Source organism: Allochromatium vinosum DSM 180 (genome assembly GCF_000025485.1).
Lineage (GTDB): Bacteria > Pseudomonadota > Gammaproteobacteria > Chromatiales > Chromatiaceae > Thermochromatium > Thermochromatium vinosum.
The window spans coordinates 1,280,913-1,302,489 of the sequence record NC_013851.1; the positions used below are offsets into that span (position 1 = coordinate 1,280,913).

Sequence of the window (21,577 nt, forward strand, 5' to 3'; positions counted from 1 at the left end):
ACGAGTAACCGAATGAGCGCCAATCTGAAGCTGCCGAAAGCCTACAAGACGTTCCTGATGCTGGCCCTGGTGATCGGGCCGTTCTTCTGGCTCGCCTTCACCGAAGACGGCCAGCGGCGCACCGACCTGGCTTTGATGGGGCTGCTCGGCAAGCCCGAGTTCAATGCCGCGCTCGACGCCTTCGACGGTCGGCTGACCGAGGCGAAACTGCGCGAGACCTTCCCCAAGCTCGAATTCCAGTGTGCCGACGGGGCCAATCCGTTCGGCAACCGGCTGTGCGGCGCCGAGATCGGCACCTTCAACCAGATCCCGGCCGCCTCCGTCACGCTGTTCTTTCAAGACGACCGGCTGCGCGCGGCCAAGGTGGTTTATCGGCGCGTCTATCACGACATGGTTCGACGCTGGGTCGATCAGCGGGTCGGAGCGCGTCCGGCCAATCCGCTGGCCACACCCGTGCCGGCCCAGGAGGAAGGCGTCATCGCCCAGCCGGTCGCCGATGGGCTGCTGCTGATGCGCGAGGGCGAGCTGACGGATGACGACGAACCGGCACTGATCTGGCTTTCGCAGGCGGTCATCGCGGCCGGCTGAAGCGGCGTGTCGCCTCAGTGTCCGGGCGTGTGCAGGAACAGCTCATAGAGCGTGAGCACGATCTCGACCACGATCAGGATGACGATGTACCACTCCACCCGCAGACTGCGCTTGCTCTGCAACAGATCGAGCAGGGTGCCGGCGGTGTCGTTGATCAGCGTCAGCTTGCGCTCCAGGGCCAGTTGACGCTCGCGGATCTCGTATTCGGCCTCCAGATTCAGGAACAGCCGCTCCAGATCCGGGCGCTCCCAGATGACCTCCGGTTTGTCGCCGATCTCACCGCGCCCGACCATGTCCTGCTGGATCGCCAGCGCCTCGCCGATGTGACGGATGAGGGTGTTGGCATGGCTCACCCCGCGCCCCTGACGCCGCAGGCGATCGGCCAGCGGCTCGATGCGGTCGAAGGCGTGCGCGACCCGGGCTTCCTGATCGGCCAGCAGCACGCTCTTGCCCAGGATGTCGGCCACGACCTGAAGCCGCGCCAGATCGGCATCGGCCAGTACCAGACGCTCGCGTTCCAGCGCCTCGGCGCGGCTCGGATCGATCAGGATCGGCAGGTCTTCGTGCTCAGGCTGGATCAGCGAGTCGCGCACGAAGGGGCGGATCTCCTCGACGAAGGCCGTTTCCTGGGCATCGTCGACCCCGAACAGCACCACGGCGCCCGAGCGAAAGAGCACGGCGCGGCCCGTGACGCCGATCGGCGTCACCAGCGGATTGGTCGCCAGCGCCTCCAGATGTCCGAGACGCCGGATGTCGAGATGACGCCCGAGCAGGCGCGCGCGTGCGGTCAGTGCGGTGTTGTCATTGGTCTGTGGATACATGAGCAGTCTCCCTGGCCGATTCCTCGATGCCGATCCGGATGCAATCGGCGATTATGCGCCATCAATGTGACAGCTCCGGGACAGGGCGGCCGAACGCATCTCAGCCGCCGACGACCCGCTCCCACAACAGCTTCCCCGAGACGGTGAGCGAGACCACGACCAGCACCGGCCGCACCAGGGCCGCGCCATGGCGCAGCACCAGATGCGCGCCGATCCAGGCCCCGATCATCTGCCCCAGCGCCATCGCCAGCGCGATCGGCCAGAGGATATGGCCGCCCTGGACGAAACACAGCAGGGCCGCCAGATTGCTGGTAAAGTTGAGTGCTTTGCTATGGGCGGTGGCGCGTCTGAGGTTGTAGCCGAGCAGGGCGACATAGCCCAGCGCGAAGAAGGTGCCGGTTCCGGGGCCGAAGAAGCCGTCGTAGAAGCCGACGCCCAGTCCGACGAGGACGGCGAAGAGGCTTTCGTTCAGACGCTGGTGCGAGTCGAGATCCGACAGACGCGGCGAGCGCCAGAAGTAGAGCGCGAAGGCGATCAGCAGGAGCGGGATGAGTCCTTCGAGCAGGGTGCTGTCGAGACGCTGCACCAGCCAGGCGCCGAACGCGGCCCCGACGAAGGTGCAGAGCACGGCCAGGGCGGTGCCGCGCGGCGCGATCAGGCCACGGCGGATGAACTGGACCGTGGCCGTACCGCTGCCGAAGACGGCCTGCGCCTTGTTGGTCGCCAGGCTCTCGACCGGACTGAGTCCCGCCCAGAGCAGGGCCGGGATGCTCAGCAGTCCGCCGCCACCGGCGATGGTGTCGACACAGCCGGCCACCAGGGCCACGGCCGAAAGCAGTAAGACCAGCTCGATGAATTCCATTTGAACCGCGTTTGGTTTGACGCCCAAAAGACTTCCGTCAACTGACTTCCATCCATGTTCGCACTCGACGTTCAGCAACTCACCAAGGTCTACCGCGGCGGTTTCCAGGCGCTCAAGGGCGTCGATCTCCAGGTCCAGGAGGGGGATTTCTTCGCCCTGCTCGGACCCAATGGGGCCGGTAAGTCGACCTTCATCGGCATCGTCTCGTCACTGGTGAACAAGACGTCGGGTCGGGTCTCGGTGTTCGGGCGCGATCTGGACCGTGATCCGGAAGGCGTCAAGTCGTGCATCGGTCTGGTGCCGCAGGAGTTCAACTTCAATCTGTTCCTGCCGGTGATCGAGGTCGTGCTCAATCAGGCCGGCTATTATGGCATCCCGCGCGCCGTCGCCAAGGACCGCGCCGAACGTTATCTGCGTCAGCTCGACCTCTGGGACAGGCGCGACACCGAGATGCGCCGGCTCTCGGGCGGCATGAAGCGCCGGCTGATGATCGCGCGCGCCCTGGTCCATGAGCCGCGACTCCTGATCCTCGACGAGCCGACGGCCGGTGTCGACATCGAGATCCGCCGCTCGATGTGGTCCTTCCTGCGCGAGCTCAACGCTCAGGGCACGACCATCATCCTCACCACCCATTATCTGGAAGAAGCCGAGAGCCTCTGCCGCAACATCGCCATCATCGACGGCGGCGAGATCGCCGAGCGCACCAGTCTGGCGATCCTGCTCAACCGGCTCCATACCGAGACCTTCGTACTCAATCTCAAGGGGCGGGTCTCGGAGCTGCCGGAGCTGGGCGGCTTCGTGCTCCAGGCGCTGGACGACTGTACGCTGGAAGTCGAGATGAACCGCGAGCACACCATCAACGGACTCTTCGAGGCGCTCTCGCGCAACGGCATCGAGGTCATCAGTCTGCGCAACAAACAGAACCGGCTCGAACGCCTGTTTCTGGAGCTGGTCGACCGGCGCGGTCTGGAGGTGCGGGCATGAGCGCGCGACTGGACAACTGGCGTCGTTACCGGGTGACGTTCCAGACCATCCTGGGCAAGGAGGTGCTGCGTTTCTCGCGCATCTGGGTCCAGACCATCCTGCCCTCGGTCATCACCACCACGCTCTACTTCGTCATCTTCGGACGCCTGATCGGCGAGCGTATCGGCCCCATGGACGGGTTCGCCTATCTGGACTTCATCGTCCCCGGACTGGTGCTCATGGGCGTGATCACCAACTCTTATTCCAATGTGGTCTCGTCGTTCTACAGCAGCAAGTTCTCGCGCTATATCGAGGAACTGCTGGTCTCGCCGGCGCCCAACTGGGTGATCCTGGCCGGCTATGTCGCCGGTGGCGTGGCGCGCGGCCTGACGGTGGGCGTGGCGGTGCTGCTGGTGGCGATGTTCTTCACCGAGATCCGCATCCATGATCCGCTGACGATGCTGCTGATCGGCGTCATGACGGCGACGCTGTTCTCGCTCGGCGGCTTCATCAACGCCATCTATGCCAACAGTTTCGACGACATCTCGATCGTGCCGACCTTCGTGCTCACGCCCCTGACCTATCTGGGCGGCGTCTTCTACTCGATCGAGCTGCTGCCCGAGTTCTGGCAGACCGTCTCGCTGGCCAATCCGGTGCTCTACATGGTCAACGCCTTTCGCCACGGGCTGCTCGGGGTCAGCGACATCCCGCTCGGGCTGGCCTTCGGCATGATCCTGATCTGCATCGTCATCCTGGCGGCCTATAGTCTGTTCCTGCTGCGCCGGGGTGTGGGCATCAAGACCTGAGGACGCCCGGTCGATCCGGGCGTCCGATGTGTCATAATCGAACGCCGATCATCTACTTTCCGATACACGAACGCCCGTGTTCGTGATCCGAACTCGCTCTCGCAGGTCAATCATCCGTGACTTCCAATCGTCGCTCCGGTGCGCGTTCCCGGAGACGTCCACCCAAACGCAAAGGCTTCCGGTTCGGTCGTGTGCTCGTCGGCTGGTCGCTGATCCTGGCGGTCGGGGCGACCCTGGCCGTGGGTCTCTATGGCGTCCATCTCGATCGCGTGGTACGCGGCAAGTTCGAGGGCCAGCGCTGGGCCTTGCCCGCGCGCGTCTGGGCGCGTCCGCTCGAACTCTACGCCGGACGGCGCCTGAGTCCGGATCAGTTCGAGTCCGAACTCGAGCGGCTGAACTATCGCGCCGTCGCGTCGCCGCAGACTCAGGGCCAGTATCAGCGCCTGGGTGATCGCTTCGAGGTCCGGACACGCCCCTTCCGCTTCTGGGACGGCGCCGAGCCGGAACGCCATCTGAACATCAGCTTCGCCGACGGCCAGGTCGCGACCCTGACCGACGCCGATGGCGGCGCAGATCCGGCCCTGGTGCGGCTCGATGCCATGCTGATCGCCAGCATCTATCCGACCCACAACGAGGACCGGGTGCTGGTGCGCCGCCAGGATCTGCCCGAGCTGCTGGTCAAGACCCTGATGGCGGTCGAGGATCGCAACTTCGACCATCATCTCGGCGTCGACCCCAAGGGCATCCTGCGTGCGGCAGTCAGTAATTTCCAGGCCGGCGCCGTGGTCGAGGGGGCCAGCACCCTGACTCAGCAGCTGGTCAAGAACTTCTATCTCAGTGCCGACCGCACCTTCGAGCGCAAGATCAAGGAAGCCTACATGGCCTTCCTGCTGGAGCTGCACTACAGCAAGGACGAGATCCTCGAAGCCTACGCCAACGAGATCTATCTCGGTCAGGACGGCAGCCGCGCCATCCACGGCTTCGGGCTGGCGAGCCAGTTCTTCTTCAATCTGCCGCTGAGCGAACTCGACGCCGCCAAGACGGCGCTCCTGGTCGGCATGGTCCAGGCGCCGTCGAGCCTGGATCCGCGCCGCCATCCCGAGGCGGCCGAAAACCGGCGCAATCTGGTACTCGATCTCATGGTGCGCGATGGGGTCATCAGCGAGGCTGAAGCGGCCAAGGCCAAGCGCACGCCGCTCGGCGTGCAGGACGGCGGCGGGCGTCCGGCCGGGTACTATCCGGACTTCATCACCCTGGTGCGTCGCCAGCTCCAGCGCGACTATCGCGACGAGGATCTGCGCTCCGAGGGGCTGAACATCTTCACCACGCTCGATCCGCTGGTGCAGGCCGCCGTCGAGCGTTCGCTGCCCAAGCGACTGGCCGCGCTGGAGAAGCAGCGCGGCATGAAGGCCGGAACCCTGGAGACGGCGGTCGTCGTCACCTCGGTCGAGCAGGGCGAGGTGCTGGCCATCGCCGGCGGGCGCCAGCCGGGCTATGCCGGCTTCAACCGCGCGCTCGACTCGGTGCGCTCGATCGGCTCGCTGGTCAAGCCGCCGATCTATCTGGCGGCCCTGTCGCAGCCGGATCGCTACACGCTCACCACCAGTCTCTCGGATCGCCCGGTCAGCCTGCCCGACGGCAACAAACGCTGGGAGCCGAAGAACTATGATCACAAGGTCAACGGTTCGGTCCAGCTCCACAGCGCACTGGCGCGCTCGCTGAATCTGGCCACGGTCAACCTGGGGCTGAGTATCGGGGTCAAGAACGTCGTCGACACCCTCTACAAGATGGGCGCACAGCGACGCATCCGTGTGGTGCCCTCGGTGCTGCTGGGGGCGGTGTCCATGTCGCCGCTGGAGGTGGCGCAGGTCTATCAGACCATCGCCGCCGGCGGCTATCGCGCGCCCCTGCGCGGCATCCGCGAGGTGGTCGACGCTCAGGGCCGACCGCTCAATCGCTATCCGCTCGCCATCGAGGCGGTGGTCGATCCCAAGGCGGCCTATCTGACGACCTGGGCCATGCAACGCGTGGTCTCGGACGGCACGGCCAAGTGGCTCGGCAATCAGTTGCCCAAGGGGATGACCATGGCAGGCAAGACCGGCACCACCGATGAGAAGCGCGATAGCTGGTATGCCGGCTTCTCGGGCGACAAGGTGGCCGTGGTCTGGGTCGGTCGTGATGACTACAAGCCGATGGGCTTGGCGGGCGGTACCGGCGCGCTGCGGGTGTGGGGCGACTTCATGCTGAAGCTCGATAACGAACCCTTGCCCGAGATTCCGCCCGATGGCGTGGTCCTGGCCGATGCCTGCGGACGCAAGAACGTGCCCTATATCGGTGACAGCGCCAAGAGCGCGTCCAGTTGCGGGGGCGGCAGCGGTCAGGGTTCGCGCGCCTCGGGTGGTGGCGAGTCGGTGGCGCGCAGCGAGCCGGAGCCGGCCGGAGGCGCCGTCGAGACTCCACCGGAACCGCCGCCGCCTCCCAAGCCGGCCCGGACCGAAAACCACTTCATGAGCGACTTCTTTGGTCGCTGATGCTCAATGACAGTTCAAGGCGCCTGACACCATGGAACGTTTGCATCGATTTCTGATCGTTTCGTCGCTGGTTTCGCTCGGTTTGAGCGCGTGCTCCATGGAGCCGCGCGAGGGACCACCGGCGCCCATCGTCCAGGTGACGCCGCGCGATGGACAGGCGGCGCGGCCCGTCGCGCCGACGCCCCAGCCGGAGCGCGCGGCTGTGCCTGAGCAGCCGTCCGAGCCGGTCCGGCGTGGAACCCAGGTCTATGCCTACCGCGATCCGAGCATGGCGACGGAGCCGTCCGTGCCGCCCGCGTCCGGTGCTCAGCCGGCTCAGCCCGCCATGCCGAGTGCGCCGCCGACATCTGGGGCTCCGCCTCAAGCCGTCACTCAGACGCCGGGTAGTCCGCAGGTGCAACCGGCCGTACCGGCGCCGGGGTCGTCCGGGGCGCCGGCGGCGCCTCCTCAGCGTCCGGCCGAGCCGCAGGTCGCCAAGGTCGATCCGCGTGCGGCTCTGCCCGCTGCCGAGACGCCGGGGGCCGAGCGTCCGGCCGCTCCGGCTCCGGCGTTGCCGCCCTCGAATTTCGCCACGCCCAGTCTGCCGCCGGCGGCCGCCAAGCTCGCCGGTCAGGCTGAGCAGCAGCGTCAGGCGGGTGATTTTGCGGGGGCGGCTGCTTCGCTGGAGCGTTCGTTGCGTATTGCTCCGCGCGAGGCGTATCTCTGGAATCGGCTCGCGCGTGTGCGGCTGGAGCAGGGGCAGGCGGTTCAGGCCGGTAATCTGGCCTCGCGCGCCAATGATCTCGCGGGCGGCAAGGAGGACATCAAGCGCGACAACTGGCGCATCATCGCCGAGTCCAAGCGTCGTTCGGGGGATCTCGCGGCAGCCAGTGAGGCTGAGCAGCGCGCGGGGGGGCAGTAGTATTCGAGTGTAGCGGATCAGCACGGAAGTACGAGTTGGCGAAGCGAGATCCCCAGCTTCCATGTTGTGTGAGGCAGTGGATGCATCTTGCCGTAGATTCACTATATGCTGGCAAGCTATATTCCAATTGAGGGCTAACTCGGTGCTCAATCTCACTCCCTTCGGTCGCCGGGCGCTGCGCGATGAAGCTGCGCAGCGCCGGTTAACTCATCTCATTACACACATCTTCATAAGTCATGAGATTCCCTGGCGAATTTGATTCCGGCGGCCACGTCTCTGATGCGCTGCAAACCGAGCCAAATGGTTTTTACACCGGGTTCGCCGTCGCCCTTGCGTCCGAGAAAACCGCCCTGGCGGGCGATCAAGCGCAGCACGTCGTTGAGTCGCGGGGGCTGCTTGGGTACGGGCTTCTTGGCCAGGATGTAGGCCGCTTGCCACTCCTCGGGTTCGAGCAGCAGCGAGGCCTCCAGGTCAGGCACCGTGCGTCCCAGGCGCATCAATCGTGCGATGCGCCATCCCACCACCAGAAACAGCGCGAAAGCGCGTTCCAAGCGCTCGACAGTGCCCAGTTGCAGGGCCTCGACCCGACAGCCTTCCTTGAGCACCAAGAACAGCAACTCGATTTCCCAGCGCGCCCGGTACCATTCGATCAGTTCGACGACGGCCTCGAGCGTGTCGGCTCGACGGTTGGTCAGCAGACGCCATTCGATCGGTTTGACGCCCTTGGGGGCCTCAATTTCACGCGCGATCACGCCGGTGACCTCAAGGTGACCTTGGCGCCGGTCCGAGAGGCTCACCCGCTGCGCATAGAGTTCCTGGCGCACCGTTCGGGCGGTGCGCCCGCGTCCAGGCGGCACGGTGAAGCGCACCTCCCCGAGCGGTTCAGTGTCCAGCACACGTCCCCACAGCTTCTGGCCCTCGCCACCGGGCAACGCGCGGTTATGCTTGGCGCGCAACAGCCAATCGGCGGGGGTTGCCAAATCCCGAGCGCGCACCATCAGGTCCAGTATGTCGGCCTCACGATCGGCCACATAGACCAGGCGGGTGTCGGGCAACTCCCTGGCCAGGTCCGCCACCCGTTCATAGCCTTCTTTCCAGCGCACACTCTCGGGGCCTCCCGGACGCTGGCCGTCGGCGTCTTTTGGCTCGCGGGCCCACATCCAGGCATCCAGGACACCCAACGGTTCGCGCTCGGGCGTCACCGCGTAGGTCGGATGCAGGTACATCCCGCGCTGGGCCTCGTAGCTCAAGGGACCAAGTCCTTTGATCGTCTGGCCGTTGAAGTCCAGCTCCGTGGTGTCCTGCAGACACAGCACCACCGGATAGGCCGCCATGCGCCTCTGCGTGCACTGACGATGCGGCTCCAGAATGTCGAGCCAGTCGTAGCGTTCACTGCCGAGAAACCGATAGGCCGCCTGCGTCTCCGCCCAGCCGTTGCAGGCCCCCGGAATACTCGCCGTCGGATGCTCGGCCAGGCGCTCGATCAAGTGGATCGCACGCCGGTCGCGGCGCGTGTCGCCCAGATCAATCGAGGCCAATTCTTCCGACGCCCAGCCCATCGTGTGCTCCAACATGTCTCAGAAAAACAGTTCTCTATCGTACACCCAGAGTTCTGTGTAATGGGATGGGTTAAGTCCTATGTCACGAAGCACAACCCAACGATTGGCGTTTTGACCGAAGAGATTATTAGGAGCTTTCTTAAAAGCCATCTGCCTAACTTGGTGAGCGTTGAGCAAGGGTTTGTGATTAATGAAAAAGGTGAGCTTTCTAAACAATGTGATATTTTGATCTACGACTCGCAGTCATATGCACCTTTATATAGGATCAATGATATAGTTATTGTTCCTTCAGAATCAGTTCTCGCAGTTATAGAAGTTAAAACGACAATAAATAAGAAATTTTTTCACGGCGCGATTGATTTTTTTAAAAGCTTCGACTGCCTACCGAACGCAAAAAAATACTTATTTATATTCAACTCAAAAAACATAAAAGATATCGGCAGCTACCTGCACTCATATAAGCACGAAGGTGATTATCAGCTTTTCGATCATGATTCTTTTCAGTTTTTGCCAGATGAAATAACTGGAATTAACAAATCTTATCATTTGCGCAAAGATGGCGTGATAGCATGCAGTGATATGATTGGTTATAGCTCTTGGTTCTATGAGGATTTAGAAGGCTCTGAAATAAATGCGCTTCAGCACTTTTATTCTTCAGTCAGCTCTCTCACTGAATCATACATCCATAAAATTATAGAAACATTAAAGCGAAAAATAGAGTTGGCGACAAAAAAATGAAAGTCAAATCTATTTTATCTATTGAATTATTTGATATGTGAAATGCGCATAGTAAGTGCTTCCAGGTGACGCCTGCGCGGCGCACCCAAACCAAAAGCTATGCACCTATTTGTCAGTACGGGCCACAGAAAAATTCCGATGACCGATCACTTCGGCTCTTGCTTGTGCGGTACTGTGAAATTTAAGGTGCAAGGTAAATTCGACAGCTTTTACCTGTGCCATTGCCGCCATTGCCAAAAAGACACGGGATCTGCTCATGCGGCGAATTTATTTTCGCATTCGGCCAAACTGACCTGGAAGTCAGGCGCGGATGCTGTGACTTCCTTTACGCTTCCAGGCACTCTTCACAGCAAAAGCTTCTGTAAGCTGTGTGGCTCCGCCTTACCAAACACTCAGATTCCAGGCTTGCTCGTCGTTCCCGCAGGATGCTTGGACACCACAGTCTCCATATTGCCAACAGCTCACATTTTCACATCCAGCAAATCGTCTTGGGATGCCGAACTCGGGGAAGTGCCAAAATTCGAAGGTCTGCCGGAGTGAGCCACGATCACATAACCAAAGGCGGTTGGCAGACACACCCACGCTGCGCTCCGGCGCCCCGCAAAGCCAAGCGTTAGGTTTTGATCGGATCTATTCATACTTATTAAAAAGGTTCTCTACATTGGATATCCCACGCATCTTCAATATTACCGAAAGCGCCCACCGCATTCACAACCCGCTCACGCCGGAAAAGCTCGCCACGCTCGGCGCCGTGCTGCGCCTTGAACCTGGGACTCGTGTACTCGACCTCGGCAGTGGTTCGGGCGAGATGCTGTGCACCTGGGCGCGCGATTACGGAATCACCGGCATCGGTGTCGACATGAGCCAGTTGTTCAGCCGGCAAGCCAAAGACCGTGCTGAAGAACTCGGCGTCGCCGACAAAGTCGAATTCATTCATGGCGACGCGGCCGGATACATCGCTGACCACAAGTGCGGTGTGGCCGCCTGTGTCGGCGCCACATGGATCGGCGGCGGAGTCGCCGGCACCATCGAGCTTTTGACGAAAAGCCTCGACACCAACGGAATCATCCTCATCGGCGAACCCTATTGGCGTCAATTACCACCAACGGAAGCGGTCGCCAAGAAATGCTTTGCCAATTCCATCTCGGATTTTCACGGACTTCCTGAGCTGATCGCCTCTTTCGACACGCTCGGCTACGATGTCGTGGAAATGGTTCTGGCCGATCAGGAAGGCTGGGACCGATACGAAGCGGCCAAATGGCTCACCATGCGCCGATGGCTCGAAGCCAATCCCGAAGACGATTTCGCGGAAGAGATCCGATCTCAGCTGAACGACGCGCCAAAACGCCACGTCGCCTACACGCGCGAATACCTTGGATGGGGAGTGTTCGCATTGATGGCACGCTGATGAGAGCGACTCAGCCCATGCCGATCACGCTGTAAAAACTCAAGAACGCCCGCGCCTCACCTGGATGCGCTGACGCGCGCCGGCCAACCGGCGACAGGCGAACAAACGCATGGGTTCCGCGCCATACAGAGAACTGCTGAGCGCCATGGCCATCGCGCTCACCTTTGCCGCATTCATTCCCTATGTCCGCGCCATCCTCAGCGGCAAGACCAAGCCCCATGTGTTTTCATGGATCATCTGGGGTTCGACGACTGGCGTGGTTTTTCTGGCGCAGATCGAAGACGGCGGCGGGGTCGGCGCCTGGCCTATCGGCGTGTCGGGCGTCATCACCATACTGGTTGCGTGCCTTGCCTGTTTGAAACGCGCAGACATCACAACCACGAAATCCGACTGGGTGTTTTTCGTTTCGGCACTGTCTTCGCTGCCGCTCTGGTTTCTCACATCCGATCCGCTGTGGGCAGTCGTTGTCCTGACGACCGTCGATGCGCTTGGATTCGGGCCAACGATCAGAAAGATCTATCGCTTTCCGCATTCCGAGTCATTGCTGTTTTTCGCCCTGTTCGCCATCCGCAACATCATCGCCATCCTGGCACTTGAGCATTATTCGGCTACAACAGTGCTGTTCCCAGCCGTCATCGCCATGATGTGTCTGCTGCTGATCCTGGTAGCAGCGCATAGACGGCGGGTACTGCCGAATGTGAACACACGGAACTCGTCGCCTGACGGCTGCGTCGAGATGGACACGCCTCACGCAAGCGAAACGCTAGACCGCCAAATCAATCAATGAAAAGCAATCTCGACAACAAACATTTATTGGAGCATGCCCCGGTCAGTCGGGTCTTTCTGAAATACGCGCTGCCAAGCGTCGTCACGATGGTGTTCTTTGGTGTGCAGAGCCTGGTGGACGGCGTGGTGGTGGGAAACCATCTGGGGCCTGACGCCTTGGGAGGGGTCAATATCATTCTGCCGCTGTTCAGCATCATCATGGTGCTGGCGCTGATCGTCGGCATCGGAAGTCAGGCACTGGTCAGTATGGAGCTGGGGCGCAAAAACCCGGACAGGGCGCAGGACGCAATGTCTACCGGCTTTTACGCGATGGTGGGGATCAGCCTGATTACCACGGTTTTGCTGCTGCTGTTCGGCGAACCATTGACTAGACTGATGGGTGCCGATGAACGGCTGCTGCCGTTCTCTCTTGCCTACCTCAAAGGTCTGGCGCCGTTCATCTTGCCGCTGAGCTTGTGTTTTTATTCCGATGCCATGCTGAAGGCGTTGGGGCATCCCAAGTTTTCGATGGTCATTATGTCGCTGACCATTGTGATCAATGTATTGCTCAGCCTGTATTTTGTGATCGGGCTGGACTGGGGAACGGCCGGAGCAAGCGTGGCCACAGGGGTCGCCTTCACCATCGGATTGCTGATTTCCGGAAGCATGACCTTCAATCCCAGGCAGCGGCTGTCGATGCTGAAAGGCCGGTTCCATCTGCCGCTTTTGCGACAGGCCGCCTACAATGGCTCATCCGAAGGCGTTTCGGAAATGGCGGCCGCGACCAGCATCCTGATCATCAACCTTACCGTCGTGCGTCTCTTGGGCGCCGATGGTGTGGCTGCGTTCACGGCCATCAATTACATCAACCTCATAGGCGTGCTGTTGTTCCTCGGGATTTCGGATGGTCTGATCCCGGTACTGAGCTACAATTACGGAGCCGGACATCACGAGCGGGTCAAACGATTGTTTCACTTTGCCATGGCGGTCAACATGAGCATCGGCGCGATGGTGTTTGTCATATTGCAGGTGTTTGGAAGCCATGTGATCCTGTTGTTCTTCGATAGCGACGAGAGTCAGGCATTCCAGATCGCAATCGATGGCCTGTATCTCTTCGCTTTCGTATTTCTGATCAACGGACTCAATGTACTGATCATCACCTACTTCACCGCGCTGGGTGAAGCCAAGAATTCGCTGATCGTATCCGTGCTGCGCGGATTGGTATTCGTGCTGATCGGTGTGACCGTGCTGCCCATATTCATCGGTATCGACGGCGTCTGGGTGGCAATCCCGCTGGCGGAGTTACTGGCACTGGGAGTGGCGCTCCTGCTGGTTCATGGAACACACAAGAAATTGTTTGGGCATCACATCTAGATCCATGCCGGCCTGACATCCGCACTGACTCGGACGCCCAATGGCGCGGCGCTCCGTCGGGCGCCGGTTACGGCGGACGTTAGCCACGCCCGCGAGGTGGTCGTCGGCCCGATAGCCGCCTGGAATGTGCCTTCAGACATCCCGAGTCAGGTACAGGCCGAGCGCCCGATCAGGCCGGCGACGCCCGTCGATAAGAATCGACTAAAAAGCTTTCACAAAACCGCAGCTTTTCTGCTATTTTCCCCGACCAAACGGCGATCGCCTCGCTCAGGCTACGAACTCAGGCGGATGCAACGCATCCAGTGGCGTCTTCACCCTCTGTCGAAGGAGGTTCGTGCATGATCAAGCCAGTCGGCTCTGATGAACTCAGGCCGCGTTTCGTCTATGACCCCGAGCAGCACCACCGACTCTCGAGCGAAGCCGAGTCGCTGCCCTCGGTGATCGTCAGCTCCCAGGCGGCCGGCAATGCCGTCATGCTGGGCGCCGGGTATTTCAGCCCGCTCGACGGGTTCATGAATCTGGCCGACGCGCTCAGTAGCGCGCAGTCGATGACTCTGACCGACGGGCGCTTCTTCCCGGTGCCGCTGCTCTGTCTGCTGGAATCGGCCGACGCCATCGCCGGCGCCACGCGAATCGCACTGCGTGACCCGAACGTCGAGGGCAATCCGGTACTGGCGGTCATGGATGTCACCGCCGTCGAACAGGTCTCGGACGCGCAGATGGCCCTGATGACCGAACAGGTCTACGGCACCTCGGACCCGAAGCACCCAGGCGTCGAGACCTTCAACAGCCAGGGCCGCACAGCCATCTCGGGACCGATCCAGGTTCTCAACTTCTCCTACTTCCAGACCGACTTCCCCGACACCTTCCGCACCGCCGTCGAGATCCGCCACGAGATCCAGGAGCGCGGCTGGCAGAAGATCGTCGCCTTCCAGACCCGCAACCCCATGCATCGCGCGCACGAGGAACTGTGCAAGATGGCGATGGAGGCGGTCGAGGCCGATGGCGTCGTGATCCACATGCTGCTCGGTCAGCTCAAGCCGGGCGACATCCCGGCCCCGGTGCGCGATGCGGCCATCCGCACCATGGCCGAGCTCTATTTCCCGCCCAATACCGTGATGGTCACGGGCTACGGCTTTGACATGCTCTATGCCGGACCGCGCGAGGCGGTGCTGCACGCCTATTTCCGTCAGAACATGGGCGCGACCCACTTCATCATCGGGCGCGATCATGCCGGCGTCGGCGATTACTACGGTCCCTTCGACGCCCAGACCATCTTCGATGACGCGGTTCCGACCGACGTGCTCGCTATCGAGATCTTCCGCGCCGACAACACGGCCTACTCCAAGAAGCTTGGACGAGTCGTGATGATGCGCGACGCCCCCGACCATACACCGGATGACTTTATCCAGTTGTCCGGTACTCGGGTGCGCGAGATGCTCGGCCAGGGCGAGGCCCCGCCGCCCGAGTTCTCGCGTCCCGAGGTCGCCCAGATCCTCATGGATTACTACCGGTCACTCCCTCAGTCGTAGCCCAACGGAGAGCCAGTCAACTACCCCGCCCAGAAGGGCGGAGCTTGTGTAGAGCAAGCTGAGTTGACCAGCCTAAGCCCGCCTGACCAGGAGGGTCGAAAGGGGCTACGTGTGCAACAGGTCGTTAAGACTCACCGGCGGATGCTTCCTCAGTCCGCCGCTCTGAAAGGTCAGGATCAGGCTGACGAAAGGTAAAGCGTCGAAGGTCTTGATCGCCGTGCAAGCGGGAGCCGGTTGCCCACATTGGCGAGGGGAGCGACCACGCCGCGAGGCGTCGTCCGTCACCAGGCCCTTACGGGCAGAGCCTCGCGGCCCGGCAGGTGGAAAGCCTGCACCTGTTTCCGGCGGCTGAACTGTCGTAGCCGCTATCCCTCCCCGCCCTTAAGGACGGGGTTTCTCGCGGAGGAACTGATTGAGATGATTACCAGCAATCCCTTCATCGAACTATCGGCGGTTATTCCGCCGGGCGTGATGCAGGCCTATGTCGTGTTGATGATCCTTCTGGTCATCGGCGGCACCCTGCTCGACGTCAAGCACAAGAAGAGCGCCCAGTATTTCTTCGAGAAAGGCAAGTCGCTCAAGAAACTGGCCAAGCGCGAAGTCGGCGGCGCCGAGAAGATCGGTCTGGCCGTCAGCACCCTGGCCAACGAAGTTCTGGCCTCGGGCGAGTTCGAGAATCCCGATCGGCGCAAGTCCCACCTGCTCATGATGTATGGCTTCGTCACCTTCGTGGTGACGACCGCGATCCTGATCTTCGGCGTGGAAGGGGAGACCTCGGGTTTCGTGTCCCTGCTCTGGCACCTCGGCGCACTGATGGTCTGCATCGGCGGCTACTGGTTCTGGTTCAAGATCCGCGTCGACGTGCGCTCCGAGGGCCACGCCTGGCATGACGTGCATCTGTCGGATCTGTTCATCGTCTCGCTGCTCTTGACGACGACCCTGGCCCTGGTGTGGTCGCTGCTGGATTCGATGCTCATCTTCGCGCTCTTCATCGCCGCCGCCACCACGCTGTTCGGCACCGTCTACTGGTCGAAGCTGGCGCACATGTTCTTCAAGCCCGCCGCTGCCTTCCAGAAGAAGGTCGCCAAGGCCGACGGCTCGCTCGACAAGCTGCCCGAGATGCCCGAGCTGACCGATCCCATCGTCAAAGAGCGCTATCCGGACATCCCGACCTACATGGGCGAAACCCCGCCCTACATGGGCCTGGGGATCAAGCGCGAAGCGCCGACCCATTACTGATCTCACCGCGCTGAACACAGTCGAGAGAGAAGAGGATCACGAGAATGCCAACGTTCGTCTATATGACGCGCTGCGACGGTTGCGGCCAATGCGTCGACATCTGCCCGTCGGACATCATGCACATCGACACGACCATCCGTCGTGCCTACAACATCGAACCCAACATGTGCTGGGAGTGCTACTCCTGCGTCAAGGCCTGTCCGCACAACGCGATCGACGTGCGCGGTTATGCCGACTTCGCCCCGCTGGGTCACTCGGTGCGGGTGCGTCGCGACGAGGAGAAGGGCGTCATCGCCTGGCGCATCATCTTCCGCAACGGCGAGAAGGACATGAACCTGCTCGCGCCCATCACCACCAAGCCCTGGGGGCAGTGCACGCCCAAGCTCAAGGAGGTGCCGGCGCCGTCGAACGAGATGCGCGACAGCCAGCTGCTGTTCAACGAGCCCAAGTACATTCGTCTCGATGACGGCGGTCTGCATACGCTGGAGTCCAACGGCCTGAAAATGCAAGCAGGGGTGTGCTACTGATGGCTTACAAGACAATCATCGAGGACGGCATCGACGTTCTGGTCGTCGGCGCGGGCCTGGGCGGCACGGGCGCGGCCTTCGAGGCGCGCTACTGGGGTCAGGACAAGAAGATCGTCATCGCCGAGAAGGCCAACATCGATCGCTCCGGTGCCGTGGCCCAGGGTCTGTACGCCATCAACTGCTACATGGGCACCCGCTTCGGCGAGAACAACCCGGAAGATCATGTGCGTTATGCGCGCATCGACCTGATGGGCATGGTGCGCGAAGACCTGCTGTTCGACATGGCGCGTCACGTCGACTCAGCCGTGCACCAGTTCGAGGAATGGGGTCTGCCGCTGATGCGCAACCCCAAGACCGGCGCCTATCAGCGTGAAGGCCGCTGGCAGATCATGATCCACGGTGAGTCCTACAAGCCGATCGTCGCCGAAGCGGCGAAGAAGTCGGCCGACAAGGTCTTCAACCGCATCTGCGTCACCCATCTGCTGATGGACGAGAGCAAGCCCAACCGGATCGCGGGCGCGGTCGGCTTCAACGTGCGCACCGGTAACTATCACGTCTTCAAGTCCAAGACGGTCATCGTCGCCGCCGGCGGTGCCTCCAACATCTACAAGCCGCGGTCGGTGGGCGAGGGCGCGGGTCGCGTCTGGTATGCGCCCTGGTCCTCGGGGTCGGCCTATGGTCTGCTGATCGGCGCTGGCGCCAAGATGACCCAGATGGAGAACCGCATCGTGCTGGCGCGCTTCAAGGACGGTTACGGCCCGGTCGGTGCCTACTTCCTGCACCTCAAGACCTATACGCAGAACGGTCTTGGGGAGGAGTACGAGTCCAAGTGGTGGCCGCAATTGCAGGAGATGGTCGGCAAGGAGTATCTCGACCCTGAGCTTTCGCACCGCACTCATCGCCCGATCCCGACCTGTCTGCGCAACCATGCGCTGATCAGCGAGGTCAACGCCGGTCGCGGGCCGATCCACATGGTCACGATGGAAGCCTTCCAGGACCCGCATCTGGAAGAGATCGGCTGGCACAACTTCCTCGGCATGACCGTCGGTCAGGCCGTGCTCTGGGCCGCGACCGACGTCGATCCGAAGAACGAGAACCCTGAGCTGACCACCTCCGAGCCGTATGTCATGGGTTCGCACGCGACCGGCTGCGGCGCCTGGTGTTCGGGTCCGGAGGACGTTTCGCCGCCCGAGTATTTCTGGGGCTACAACCGCATGACCACGGTCGAGGGCCTGTTCGGCGCCGGTGACGCGGTCGGCGGCACGCCGCATGCGTTCTCATCCGGCTCCTTCACCGAGGGGCGTCTGGCGGCCAAGGCGGCCTGCAAGTACATCGACGACGGCAAGGCCGAGGGCATCCGGGTCTCGGACGCGCAGATCGAGCGGCGTCGCCAGGAGATCTACAAGCCGATGGAGCACTACCGGGTCTATCGCAACGAGATCACCGCCGGTTCGGTCAACCCGAACTACATCAACCCGCGTCAGGGTCTGGATCGTCTGCAGAAGCTGATGGACGAGTACTGCGGCGGCGTGACCGTCAGCTACATGACCAATGAGAATCTGCTCAACATCGGTCTGAAAAAGATGAAACTCCTGGAAGAGGATCTCGAGAAGCTGGCGGCGGAGAACATCCATGAGCTGCTGCGCGCCTGGGAGCTGAAGCATCGTCAGCTCACCTCCGAGGCGGTGCTGCATCACACCCTGTTCCGCAAGGAGACCCGCTGGCCGGGCTACTACTACCGTGGCGATGCCCTGAAGGTCGACGACGAGAACTGGCATGTGCTGACGGTGTCGCGTCGTGATCCGGATACCGGCGAGTACACCATGGAAAAGGCGCCCTGTTACCATCTGGTCGATGCCTGACGGGATCGAGCGTGCCTTGAGATGAAGTCCGGGCTCCCGGCACCGCCGGGGGCCCGGTTTTTTTCGGGACTGAAGGCTCAAACGCCGTAGCTTGAAGACGATTTGATGGTGACATGAACATCAACGATCTGACCGACGACGAAATCATCGAGATCGCGCACCCCCTGTGGGACGATCTCGTCAAGTATTCCAACAAGGGCCAGTACGGCAAGTTCATCAAGAAGTTCTCCTATAACCTGCTGCTGGGCTTGAACGAAGTCGAAATGGGCAAGCAGTTCGCGCACAGCGAGCTGTCGCGCAATCTGGTCGAGGAGCGTGATTTTCTCGGACTCATCCGGCGCGGCGAGCATGTGACGGCGCTCTACCGCGTTCGCAGTACGGCGCGCGAAGGGGAATGGCTGGGACGCATGGTGCTCGGCTATGAGAATGGCGAAGTGCGTATCTTTGCCGCGTCGATCTTCTGATTCCGAGGCCATGATGAAACAGACCATTCGCGACGATACATTCGTCGAACTGAGCTATCGCGTCATCGATCAGAAGACGGGGAACGTCCTGACGGCCGTTGAGTTTCCGCTGGGCTATGTGCACGGCCACAATTCGGTGCTTGATCCGCGCGTCATGGCGGAACTGGACGGTCGGTCGGTGGGCGAGACGATCTCGGTTCCGATCGATTGCAGCGATCTCTATGGGGCGCGTGACGAATCACTCGTCATCACGGATCTGATCGAGAACGTGCCCGAGGAATACCGCGAAGTCGGGATGCAGATCCTGATGGAGAACGAGAAAGGGGAGACCAAGACCTTTTTCGTCACCCGTATGGACGACAGGACGCTGACGATCGACGGCAATCATCCGCTGTGCGGTCGGCAGGTGGTCTTTGAGCTGGAAGTGCTGAGCGTGCGCGAGGCGACGGACGAGGAAATCGCCGCCGGCGGCACCTTGGATCAGGGACCGGACATCGGCGGATCACCGACACGGCCGATCTGACCGGGGTTCGGACTTTACCGCGCGCTGTGAAACAGCTTTCTCATGGCGCCATAGACCTGCTCATAGGTATAGGCGTTCTCGCCCCAGTGAACGAGCGTCTCGTCGTCGGTGCGAAAGGTCAGATAGGGATGTACTTCGACGCCATCGGCCTCGATCTCGGCGAGATCGTCGATGACACCGGCGATGCTCAACGCAATGCCGGCCGTGAGGTCTTCGAGCTGGTCCGGCTCGATACCGGCCTCCTGAAGCTTGATCTTGATGCGGGTGACGATCTCAGCCGTGAATGCGGCTTGCAGATCGTTGAAGGCCGAACTGTCCAGTATCAGTTTCATGATCCGATCGAATCGTGTCGTAGGATGTGGTGAGTGTGGCGAACCGCCTCAGTCGCGATCGATGCGGTTCGCTCCTCACCGCCTCCTACAGAGCGTCCGTTTCCAGACTCAGGGACGCTTTGGAGTCTGATATGTGGCCTCTTTCTGGAACGAATCCCACATGACTTCATAGCCGACGAAGCCCTTTTCATTCGGCTGTTTCTGACGGGTCACGACGAATCGGCTACGGCCATCCGGAACCTGAGGACGGGCTTTTTGTTCGCTCATGCGTGCTGACCTTTGACGGTTGATGGGTCAATGTGTCTATGACAGAGAACAGGCTGAAGCACTATCCGGGTGCGGCAAATCCATGTCAAGCCCCGGATCGCTAGCGCTCGAGTTCCTGGAGTTCGAAGGTCATCGTCTCCAGATCCGCGAAGATCCAGGTCGCCGCCGGCGCGCCGAGTCCGGCCACAGTGCCTGGATTGACGAGCCAGGTCTGGCCGCCCTTCACGTTGTCCAGACGGCGGATCTCCGGCTCGTGGCTGTGTCCGCAGCAGACCAGGTCATGATTGCCGGCACAGGCGAACGCCTCGCCGATGTGCGGATAATGGGTCATGAAGATCCGCCGCCTGGCCAGCGTCAGATCCGCATCGTTGCCGTGATACTGAAGCTGCCCGCCGGACCCGCAGGCCAGACGCGAGATGGAGACCGGATCGCCGAGATTGTTGCCGTGGATCACATGGATCGGCAGTTCCAGCTTGAGCGAGGCCAGCAGCGTATTGGTGCCGATCAGATCGCCGCAATGCAGCACGCATTCGGCCCCGCGCGTCTTGGCCTCCGCGATGGCGGTCGCCAGCATGGGGCCGCGATCATGGCTGTCGGAAACGATGCAGATTTTCATGAGCTTCCGCCTGTCGGGTTCGAGTCCACGGGCGGCAGAATCCGGCGATCGATCAGATAGGCGATGACCTCATCGGCCAGTTCTTCCGGCGTGCGCTCGCCGGCCTGCACCACGAGCTCCGGGGCCTCAGGCGCTTCATAAGGATCGTCGATACCGGTGAAATGCTTGAGCTCCCCGGCACGCGCTTTCTTGTACAGCCCCTTGGGGTCGCGCTGTTCGCACACTTCGAGCGGCGTGTCGACGAAGACCTCGATGAAGTCGCCCTCGCGCATGCTGTTTCTGACGCGCCGACGGTCGATCCGATAGGGGCTGATGAAGGCCGTCAGGGCGATGAGGCCGGCCTCGCAGAAGAGCTGCGCGACCGCGCCGATGCGCCGGATGTTCTCTTCGCGATCGATGGCGGTGAACCCCAGTCCGAAACGCTGGGCGAATTCCTCGCCGTGCGTCTCGCGCAGCATCCCCGTGCTGGCGTTGAGTCCATGACGCACATTGTCCCCATCGAGCACGGCCGTTTTGATGCCGCGTTCCGAGAGCCTGTGGTCGAGTACATTGGCCAGCGTGCTCTTGCCCGAGCCGCTCAGGCCGGTCAGCCAGATCACACAGCCGCGATGGCCGTTGAGACGCTCGCGATCCTCGCGCGAAACGCGGTGCTCGTGCCAGGTCAGATGGACATCGGTCGTCATGCGGAATCCTTCTCTTGGTGTATGAACCCGACTGCGAAGCCGTGGCCGGAGGCCAACGAACGCGCCCGGCATTCTCAAATCCACGCCAATCCATTGTCAATCATCGTCTCGACTGGCCACCTTCACCCGAGGTCGTGATTGACTTCCAGGAACCATGAAATCATGATGGCCCGATCGAAGCCGGAGGTAACGCTACAGGGTTGAGCGCGACCTGTG

General features: G+C 61.6%; 23 protein-coding genes. 16 read left to right on the forward strand and 7 right to left on the reverse strand.

Annotation, left to right across the window (positions count from 1 at the left end):
• The first annotated feature begins 12 nt into the window (after positions 1 to 12).
• Positions 13 to 588, forward strand: a complete 576-nt coding sequence (locus ALVIN_RS05480; RefSeq protein ID WP_043795535.1) for a hypothetical protein — start codon at positions 13 to 15, stop codon at positions 586 to 588.
• 14 nt (positions 589 to 602) lie between these two features.
• Here the strand turns inward: ALVIN_RS05480 and ALVIN_RS05485 are convergent, their stop codons facing one another.
• Positions 603 to 1,409, reverse strand: a complete 807-nt coding sequence (locus ALVIN_RS05485; protein WP_012970321.1) for an RMD1 family protein — start codon at positions 1,407 to 1,409, stop codon at positions 603 to 605.
• A gap of 100 nt (positions 1,410 to 1,509) precedes the next feature.
• Positions 1,510 to 2,271 carry a TSUP family transporter gene (locus ALVIN_RS05490; protein WP_012970322.1) on the reverse strand — a complete coding sequence of 254 codons (762 nt, stop codon included), beginning with the start codon at positions 2,269 to 2,271 and terminating at the stop codon, positions 1,510 to 1,512.
• Positions 2,272 to 2,325: 54 nt separating this feature from the next.
• Here ALVIN_RS05490 and ALVIN_RS05495 point away from each other — a divergent pair, with 54 nt between their 5' ends.
• The 4 genes from ALVIN_RS05495 to ALVIN_RS05510 all read left to right on the forward strand — a co-directional run bounded on the left by ALVIN_RS05495 (position 2,326) and on the right by ALVIN_RS05510 (position 7,472).
• The gene (locus ALVIN_RS05495) at positions 2,326 to 3,255 is read left to right on the forward strand and encodes an ABC transporter ATP-binding protein (protein WP_012970323.1); all 930 of its coding nucleotides are present in this window, start codon (positions 2,326 to 2,328) and stop codon (positions 3,253 to 3,255) included.
• Entirely contained in the window at positions 3,252 to 4,040 is a 789-nt protein-coding gene (locus ALVIN_RS05500; RefSeq protein ID WP_012970324.1) for an ABC transporter permease, read from the forward strand. The genes ALVIN_RS05495 and ALVIN_RS05500 overlap by 4 nt, the downstream gene beginning before the upstream one ends.
• 116 nt (positions 4,041 to 4,156) lie before the next feature.
• Positions 4,157 to 6,571, forward strand: a complete 2,415-nt coding sequence (mrcB, locus tag ALVIN_RS05505; protein WP_012970325.1) for a penicillin-binding protein 1B — start codon at positions 4,157 to 4,159, stop codon at positions 6,569 to 6,571.
• Between the two features lie 97 nt (positions 6,572 to 6,668).
• A complete protein-coding gene (locus tag ALVIN_RS05510; protein WP_223295268.1) occupies positions 6,669 to 7,472 on the forward strand; it encodes a tetratricopeptide repeat protein in 804 nt (267 codons plus the stop codon).
• Between the two features lie 227 nt (positions 7,473 to 7,699).
• Here the strand turns inward: ALVIN_RS05510 and ALVIN_RS05515 are convergent, their stop codons facing one another.
• Positions 7,700 to 9,031: an IS4 family transposase gene (locus ALVIN_RS05515; protein ID WP_012969763.1), complete on the reverse strand. Its 1,332-nt coding sequence runs from the start codon at positions 9,029 to 9,031 to the stop codon at positions 7,700 to 7,702.
• A 60-nt stretch (positions 9,032 to 9,091) separates the two neighbouring features.
• Here ALVIN_RS05515 and ALVIN_RS16985 point away from each other — a divergent pair, with 60 nt between their 5' ends.
• The 11 genes from ALVIN_RS16985 to ALVIN_RS05560 all read left to right on the forward strand — a co-directional run bounded on the left by ALVIN_RS16985 (position 9,092) and on the right by ALVIN_RS05560 (position 19,463).
• On the forward strand, positions 9,092 to 9,769 hold the full coding sequence (locus ALVIN_RS16985; RefSeq protein WP_012970327.1) for a DUF6602 domain-containing protein: 678 nt from the start codon (positions 9,092 to 9,094) through the stop codon (positions 9,767 to 9,769).
• A 138-nt stretch (positions 9,770 to 9,907) separates the two neighbouring features.
• Positions 9,908 to 10,309: a GFA family protein gene (locus ALVIN_RS16990; RefSeq protein ID WP_012970328.1), complete on the forward strand. Its 402-nt coding sequence runs from the start codon at positions 9,908 to 9,910 to the stop codon at positions 10,307 to 10,309.
• Positions 10,310 to 10,430: 121 nt separating this feature from the next.
• Positions 10,431 to 11,177 carry an SAM-dependent methyltransferase gene (locus tag ALVIN_RS05520; protein WP_012970329.1) on the forward strand — a complete coding sequence of 249 codons (747 nt, stop codon included), beginning with the start codon at positions 10,431 to 10,433 and terminating at the stop codon, positions 11,175 to 11,177.
• Between the two features lie 145 nt (positions 11,178 to 11,322).
• Positions 11,323 to 11,964: a hypothetical protein gene (locus ALVIN_RS05525; protein ID WP_223295269.1), complete on the forward strand. Its 642-nt coding sequence runs from the start codon at positions 11,323 to 11,325 to the stop codon at positions 11,962 to 11,964.
• Positions 11,961 to 13,316 (forward strand): MATE family efflux transporter, encoded by a 1,356-nt coding sequence (locus ALVIN_RS05530; protein ID WP_012970331.1) that lies wholly within the window; start codon positions 11,961 to 11,963, stop codon positions 13,314 to 13,316. Before ALVIN_RS05525 ends, ALVIN_RS05530 begins: the two co-directional genes overlap by 4 nt.
• 338 nt (positions 13,317 to 13,654) lie before the next feature.
• Positions 13,655 to 14,848, forward strand: coding sequence for a sulfate adenylyltransferase (gene sat / locus ALVIN_RS05535; protein ID WP_012970332.1), 1,194 nt, complete (start codon positions 13,655 to 13,657; stop codon positions 14,846 to 14,848).
• A 417-nt stretch (positions 14,849 to 15,265) separates the two neighbouring features.
• Positions 15,266 to 16,087: a hypothetical protein gene (locus ALVIN_RS05540; protein ID WP_012970333.1), complete on the forward strand. Its 822-nt coding sequence runs from the start codon at positions 15,266 to 15,268 to the stop codon at positions 16,085 to 16,087.
• 44 nt (positions 16,088 to 16,131) lie between these two features.
• A complete protein-coding gene (gene aprB, locus ALVIN_RS05545; RefSeq protein ID WP_012970334.1) occupies positions 16,132 to 16,614 on the forward strand; it encodes an adenylyl-sulfate reductase subunit beta in 483 nt (160 codons plus the stop codon).
• On the forward strand, positions 16,614 to 18,476 hold the full coding sequence (aprA, locus tag ALVIN_RS05550) for an adenylyl-sulfate reductase subunit alpha (protein WP_012970335.1): 1,863 nt from the start codon (positions 16,614 to 16,616) through the stop codon (positions 18,474 to 18,476). Before aprB ends, aprA begins: the two co-directional genes overlap by 1 nt.
• 113 nt (positions 18,477 to 18,589) lie before the next feature.
• Entirely contained in the window at positions 18,590 to 18,940 is a 351-nt protein-coding gene (locus tag ALVIN_RS05555; RefSeq protein ID WP_012970336.1) for a hypothetical protein, read from the forward strand.
• 13 nt (positions 18,941 to 18,953) lie between these two features.
• Positions 18,954 to 19,463, forward strand: a complete 510-nt coding sequence (locus ALVIN_RS05560) for an FKBP-type peptidyl-prolyl cis-trans isomerase (protein WP_012970337.1) — start codon at positions 18,954 to 18,956, stop codon at positions 19,461 to 19,463.
• A 14-nt stretch (positions 19,464 to 19,477) separates the two neighbouring features.
• On the opposite strand, the gene ALVIN_RS05565 is transcribed toward ALVIN_RS05560, so the two are convergent.
• The 4 genes from ALVIN_RS05565 to cysC form a co-directional block, all read right to left on the reverse strand.
• Positions 19,478 to 19,795: a hypothetical protein gene (locus tag ALVIN_RS05565; protein ID WP_012970338.1), complete on the reverse strand. Its 318-nt coding sequence runs from the start codon at positions 19,793 to 19,795 to the stop codon at positions 19,478 to 19,480.
• A gap of 108 nt (positions 19,796 to 19,903) precedes the next feature.
• A complete protein-coding gene (locus ALVIN_RS17785; protein ID WP_012970339.1) occupies positions 19,904 to 20,062 on the reverse strand; it encodes a hypothetical protein in 159 nt (52 codons plus the stop codon).
• Between the two features lie 100 nt (positions 20,063 to 20,162).
• A complete protein-coding gene (locus tag ALVIN_RS05570) occupies positions 20,163 to 20,678 on the reverse strand; it encodes a metallophosphoesterase family protein (RefSeq protein ID WP_012970340.1) in 516 nt (171 codons plus the stop codon).
• Positions 20,675 to 21,361: an adenylyl-sulfate kinase gene (cysC, locus tag ALVIN_RS05575; protein ID WP_012970341.1), complete on the reverse strand. Its 687-nt coding sequence runs from the start codon at positions 21,359 to 21,361 to the stop codon at positions 20,675 to 20,677. The genes ALVIN_RS05570 and cysC overlap by 4 nt, the downstream gene beginning before the upstream one ends.
• Between the last annotated feature and the right edge of the window lie 216 nt (positions 21,362 to 21,577).

What these genes read in the sequence shown, in the direction of transcription:
- ALVIN_RS05480 (WP_043795535.1), top strand. Translation starts at nt 13, where the DNA reads ATGAGCGCCAATCTGAAGCTGCCGAAAGCCTACAAGACGTTCCTGATG.
- ALVIN_RS05485 (WP_012970321.1), bottom strand. Translation starts at nt 1,409, where the DNA reads ATGTATCCACAGACCAATGACAACACCGCACTGACCGCACGCGCGCGC.
- ALVIN_RS05490 (WP_012970322.1), bottom strand. Translation starts at nt 2,271, where the DNA reads ATGGAATTCATCGAGCTGGTCTTACTGCTTTCGGCCGTGGCCCTGGTG.
- ALVIN_RS05495 (WP_012970323.1), top strand. Translation starts at nt 2,326, where the DNA reads ATGTTCGCACTCGACGTTCAGCAACTCACCAAGGTCTACCGCGGCGGT.
- ALVIN_RS05500 (WP_012970324.1), top strand. Translation starts at nt 3,252, where the DNA reads ATGAGCGCGCGACTGGACAACTGGCGTCGTTACCGGGTGACGTTCCAG.
- ALVIN_RS05510 (WP_223295268.1), top strand. Translation starts at nt 6,669, where the DNA reads ATGGAGCCGCGCGAGGGACCACCGGCGCCCATCGTCCAGGTGACGCCG.
- ALVIN_RS05515 (WP_012969763.1), bottom strand. Translation starts at nt 9,031, where the DNA reads ATGGGCTGGGCGTCGGAAGAATTGGCCTCGATTGATCTGGGCGACACG.
- ALVIN_RS16985 (WP_012970327.1), top strand. Translation starts at nt 9,092, where the DNA reads ATGGGATGGGTTAAGTCCTATGTCACGAAGCACAACCCAACGATTGGC.
- ALVIN_RS16990 (WP_012970328.1), top strand. Translation starts at nt 9,908, where the DNA reads ATGACCGATCACTTCGGCTCTTGCTTGTGCGGTACTGTGAAATTTAAG.
- ALVIN_RS05525 (WP_223295269.1), top strand. Translation starts at nt 11,323, where the DNA reads ATGGCCATCGCGCTCACCTTTGCCGCATTCATTCCCTATGTCCGCGCC.
- ALVIN_RS05530 (WP_012970331.1), top strand. Translation starts at nt 11,961, where the DNA reads ATGAAAAGCAATCTCGACAACAAACATTTATTGGAGCATGCCCCGGTC.
- sat (WP_012970332.1), top strand. Translation starts at nt 13,655, where the DNA reads ATGATCAAGCCAGTCGGCTCTGATGAACTCAGGCCGCGTTTCGTCTAT.
- ALVIN_RS05540 (WP_012970333.1), top strand. Translation starts at nt 15,266, where the DNA reads ATGATTACCAGCAATCCCTTCATCGAACTATCGGCGGTTATTCCGCCG.
- aprB (WP_012970334.1), top strand. Translation starts at nt 16,132, where the DNA reads ATGCCAACGTTCGTCTATATGACGCGCTGCGACGGTTGCGGCCAATGC.
- aprA (WP_012970335.1), top strand. Translation starts at nt 16,614, where the DNA reads ATGGCTTACAAGACAATCATCGAGGACGGCATCGACGTTCTGGTCGTC.
- ALVIN_RS05555 (WP_012970336.1), top strand. Translation starts at nt 18,590, where the DNA reads ATGAACATCAACGATCTGACCGACGACGAAATCATCGAGATCGCGCAC.
- ALVIN_RS05560 (WP_012970337.1), top strand. Translation starts at nt 18,954, where the DNA reads ATGAAACAGACCATTCGCGACGATACATTCGTCGAACTGAGCTATCGC.
- ALVIN_RS05565 (WP_012970338.1), bottom strand. Translation starts at nt 19,795, where the DNA reads ATGAAACTGATACTGGACAGTTCGGCCTTCAACGATCTGCAAGCCGCA.
- ALVIN_RS17785 (WP_012970339.1), bottom strand. Translation starts at nt 20,062, where the DNA reads ATGAGCGAACAAAAAGCCCGTCCTCAGGTTCCGGATGGCCGTAGCCGA.
- ALVIN_RS05570 (WP_012970340.1), bottom strand. Translation starts at nt 20,678, where the DNA reads ATGAAAATCTGCATCGTTTCCGACAGCCATGATCGCGGCCCCATGCTG.
- cysC (WP_012970341.1), bottom strand. Translation starts at nt 21,361, where the DNA reads ATGACGACCGATGTCCATCTGACCTGGCACGAGCACCGCGTTTCGCGC.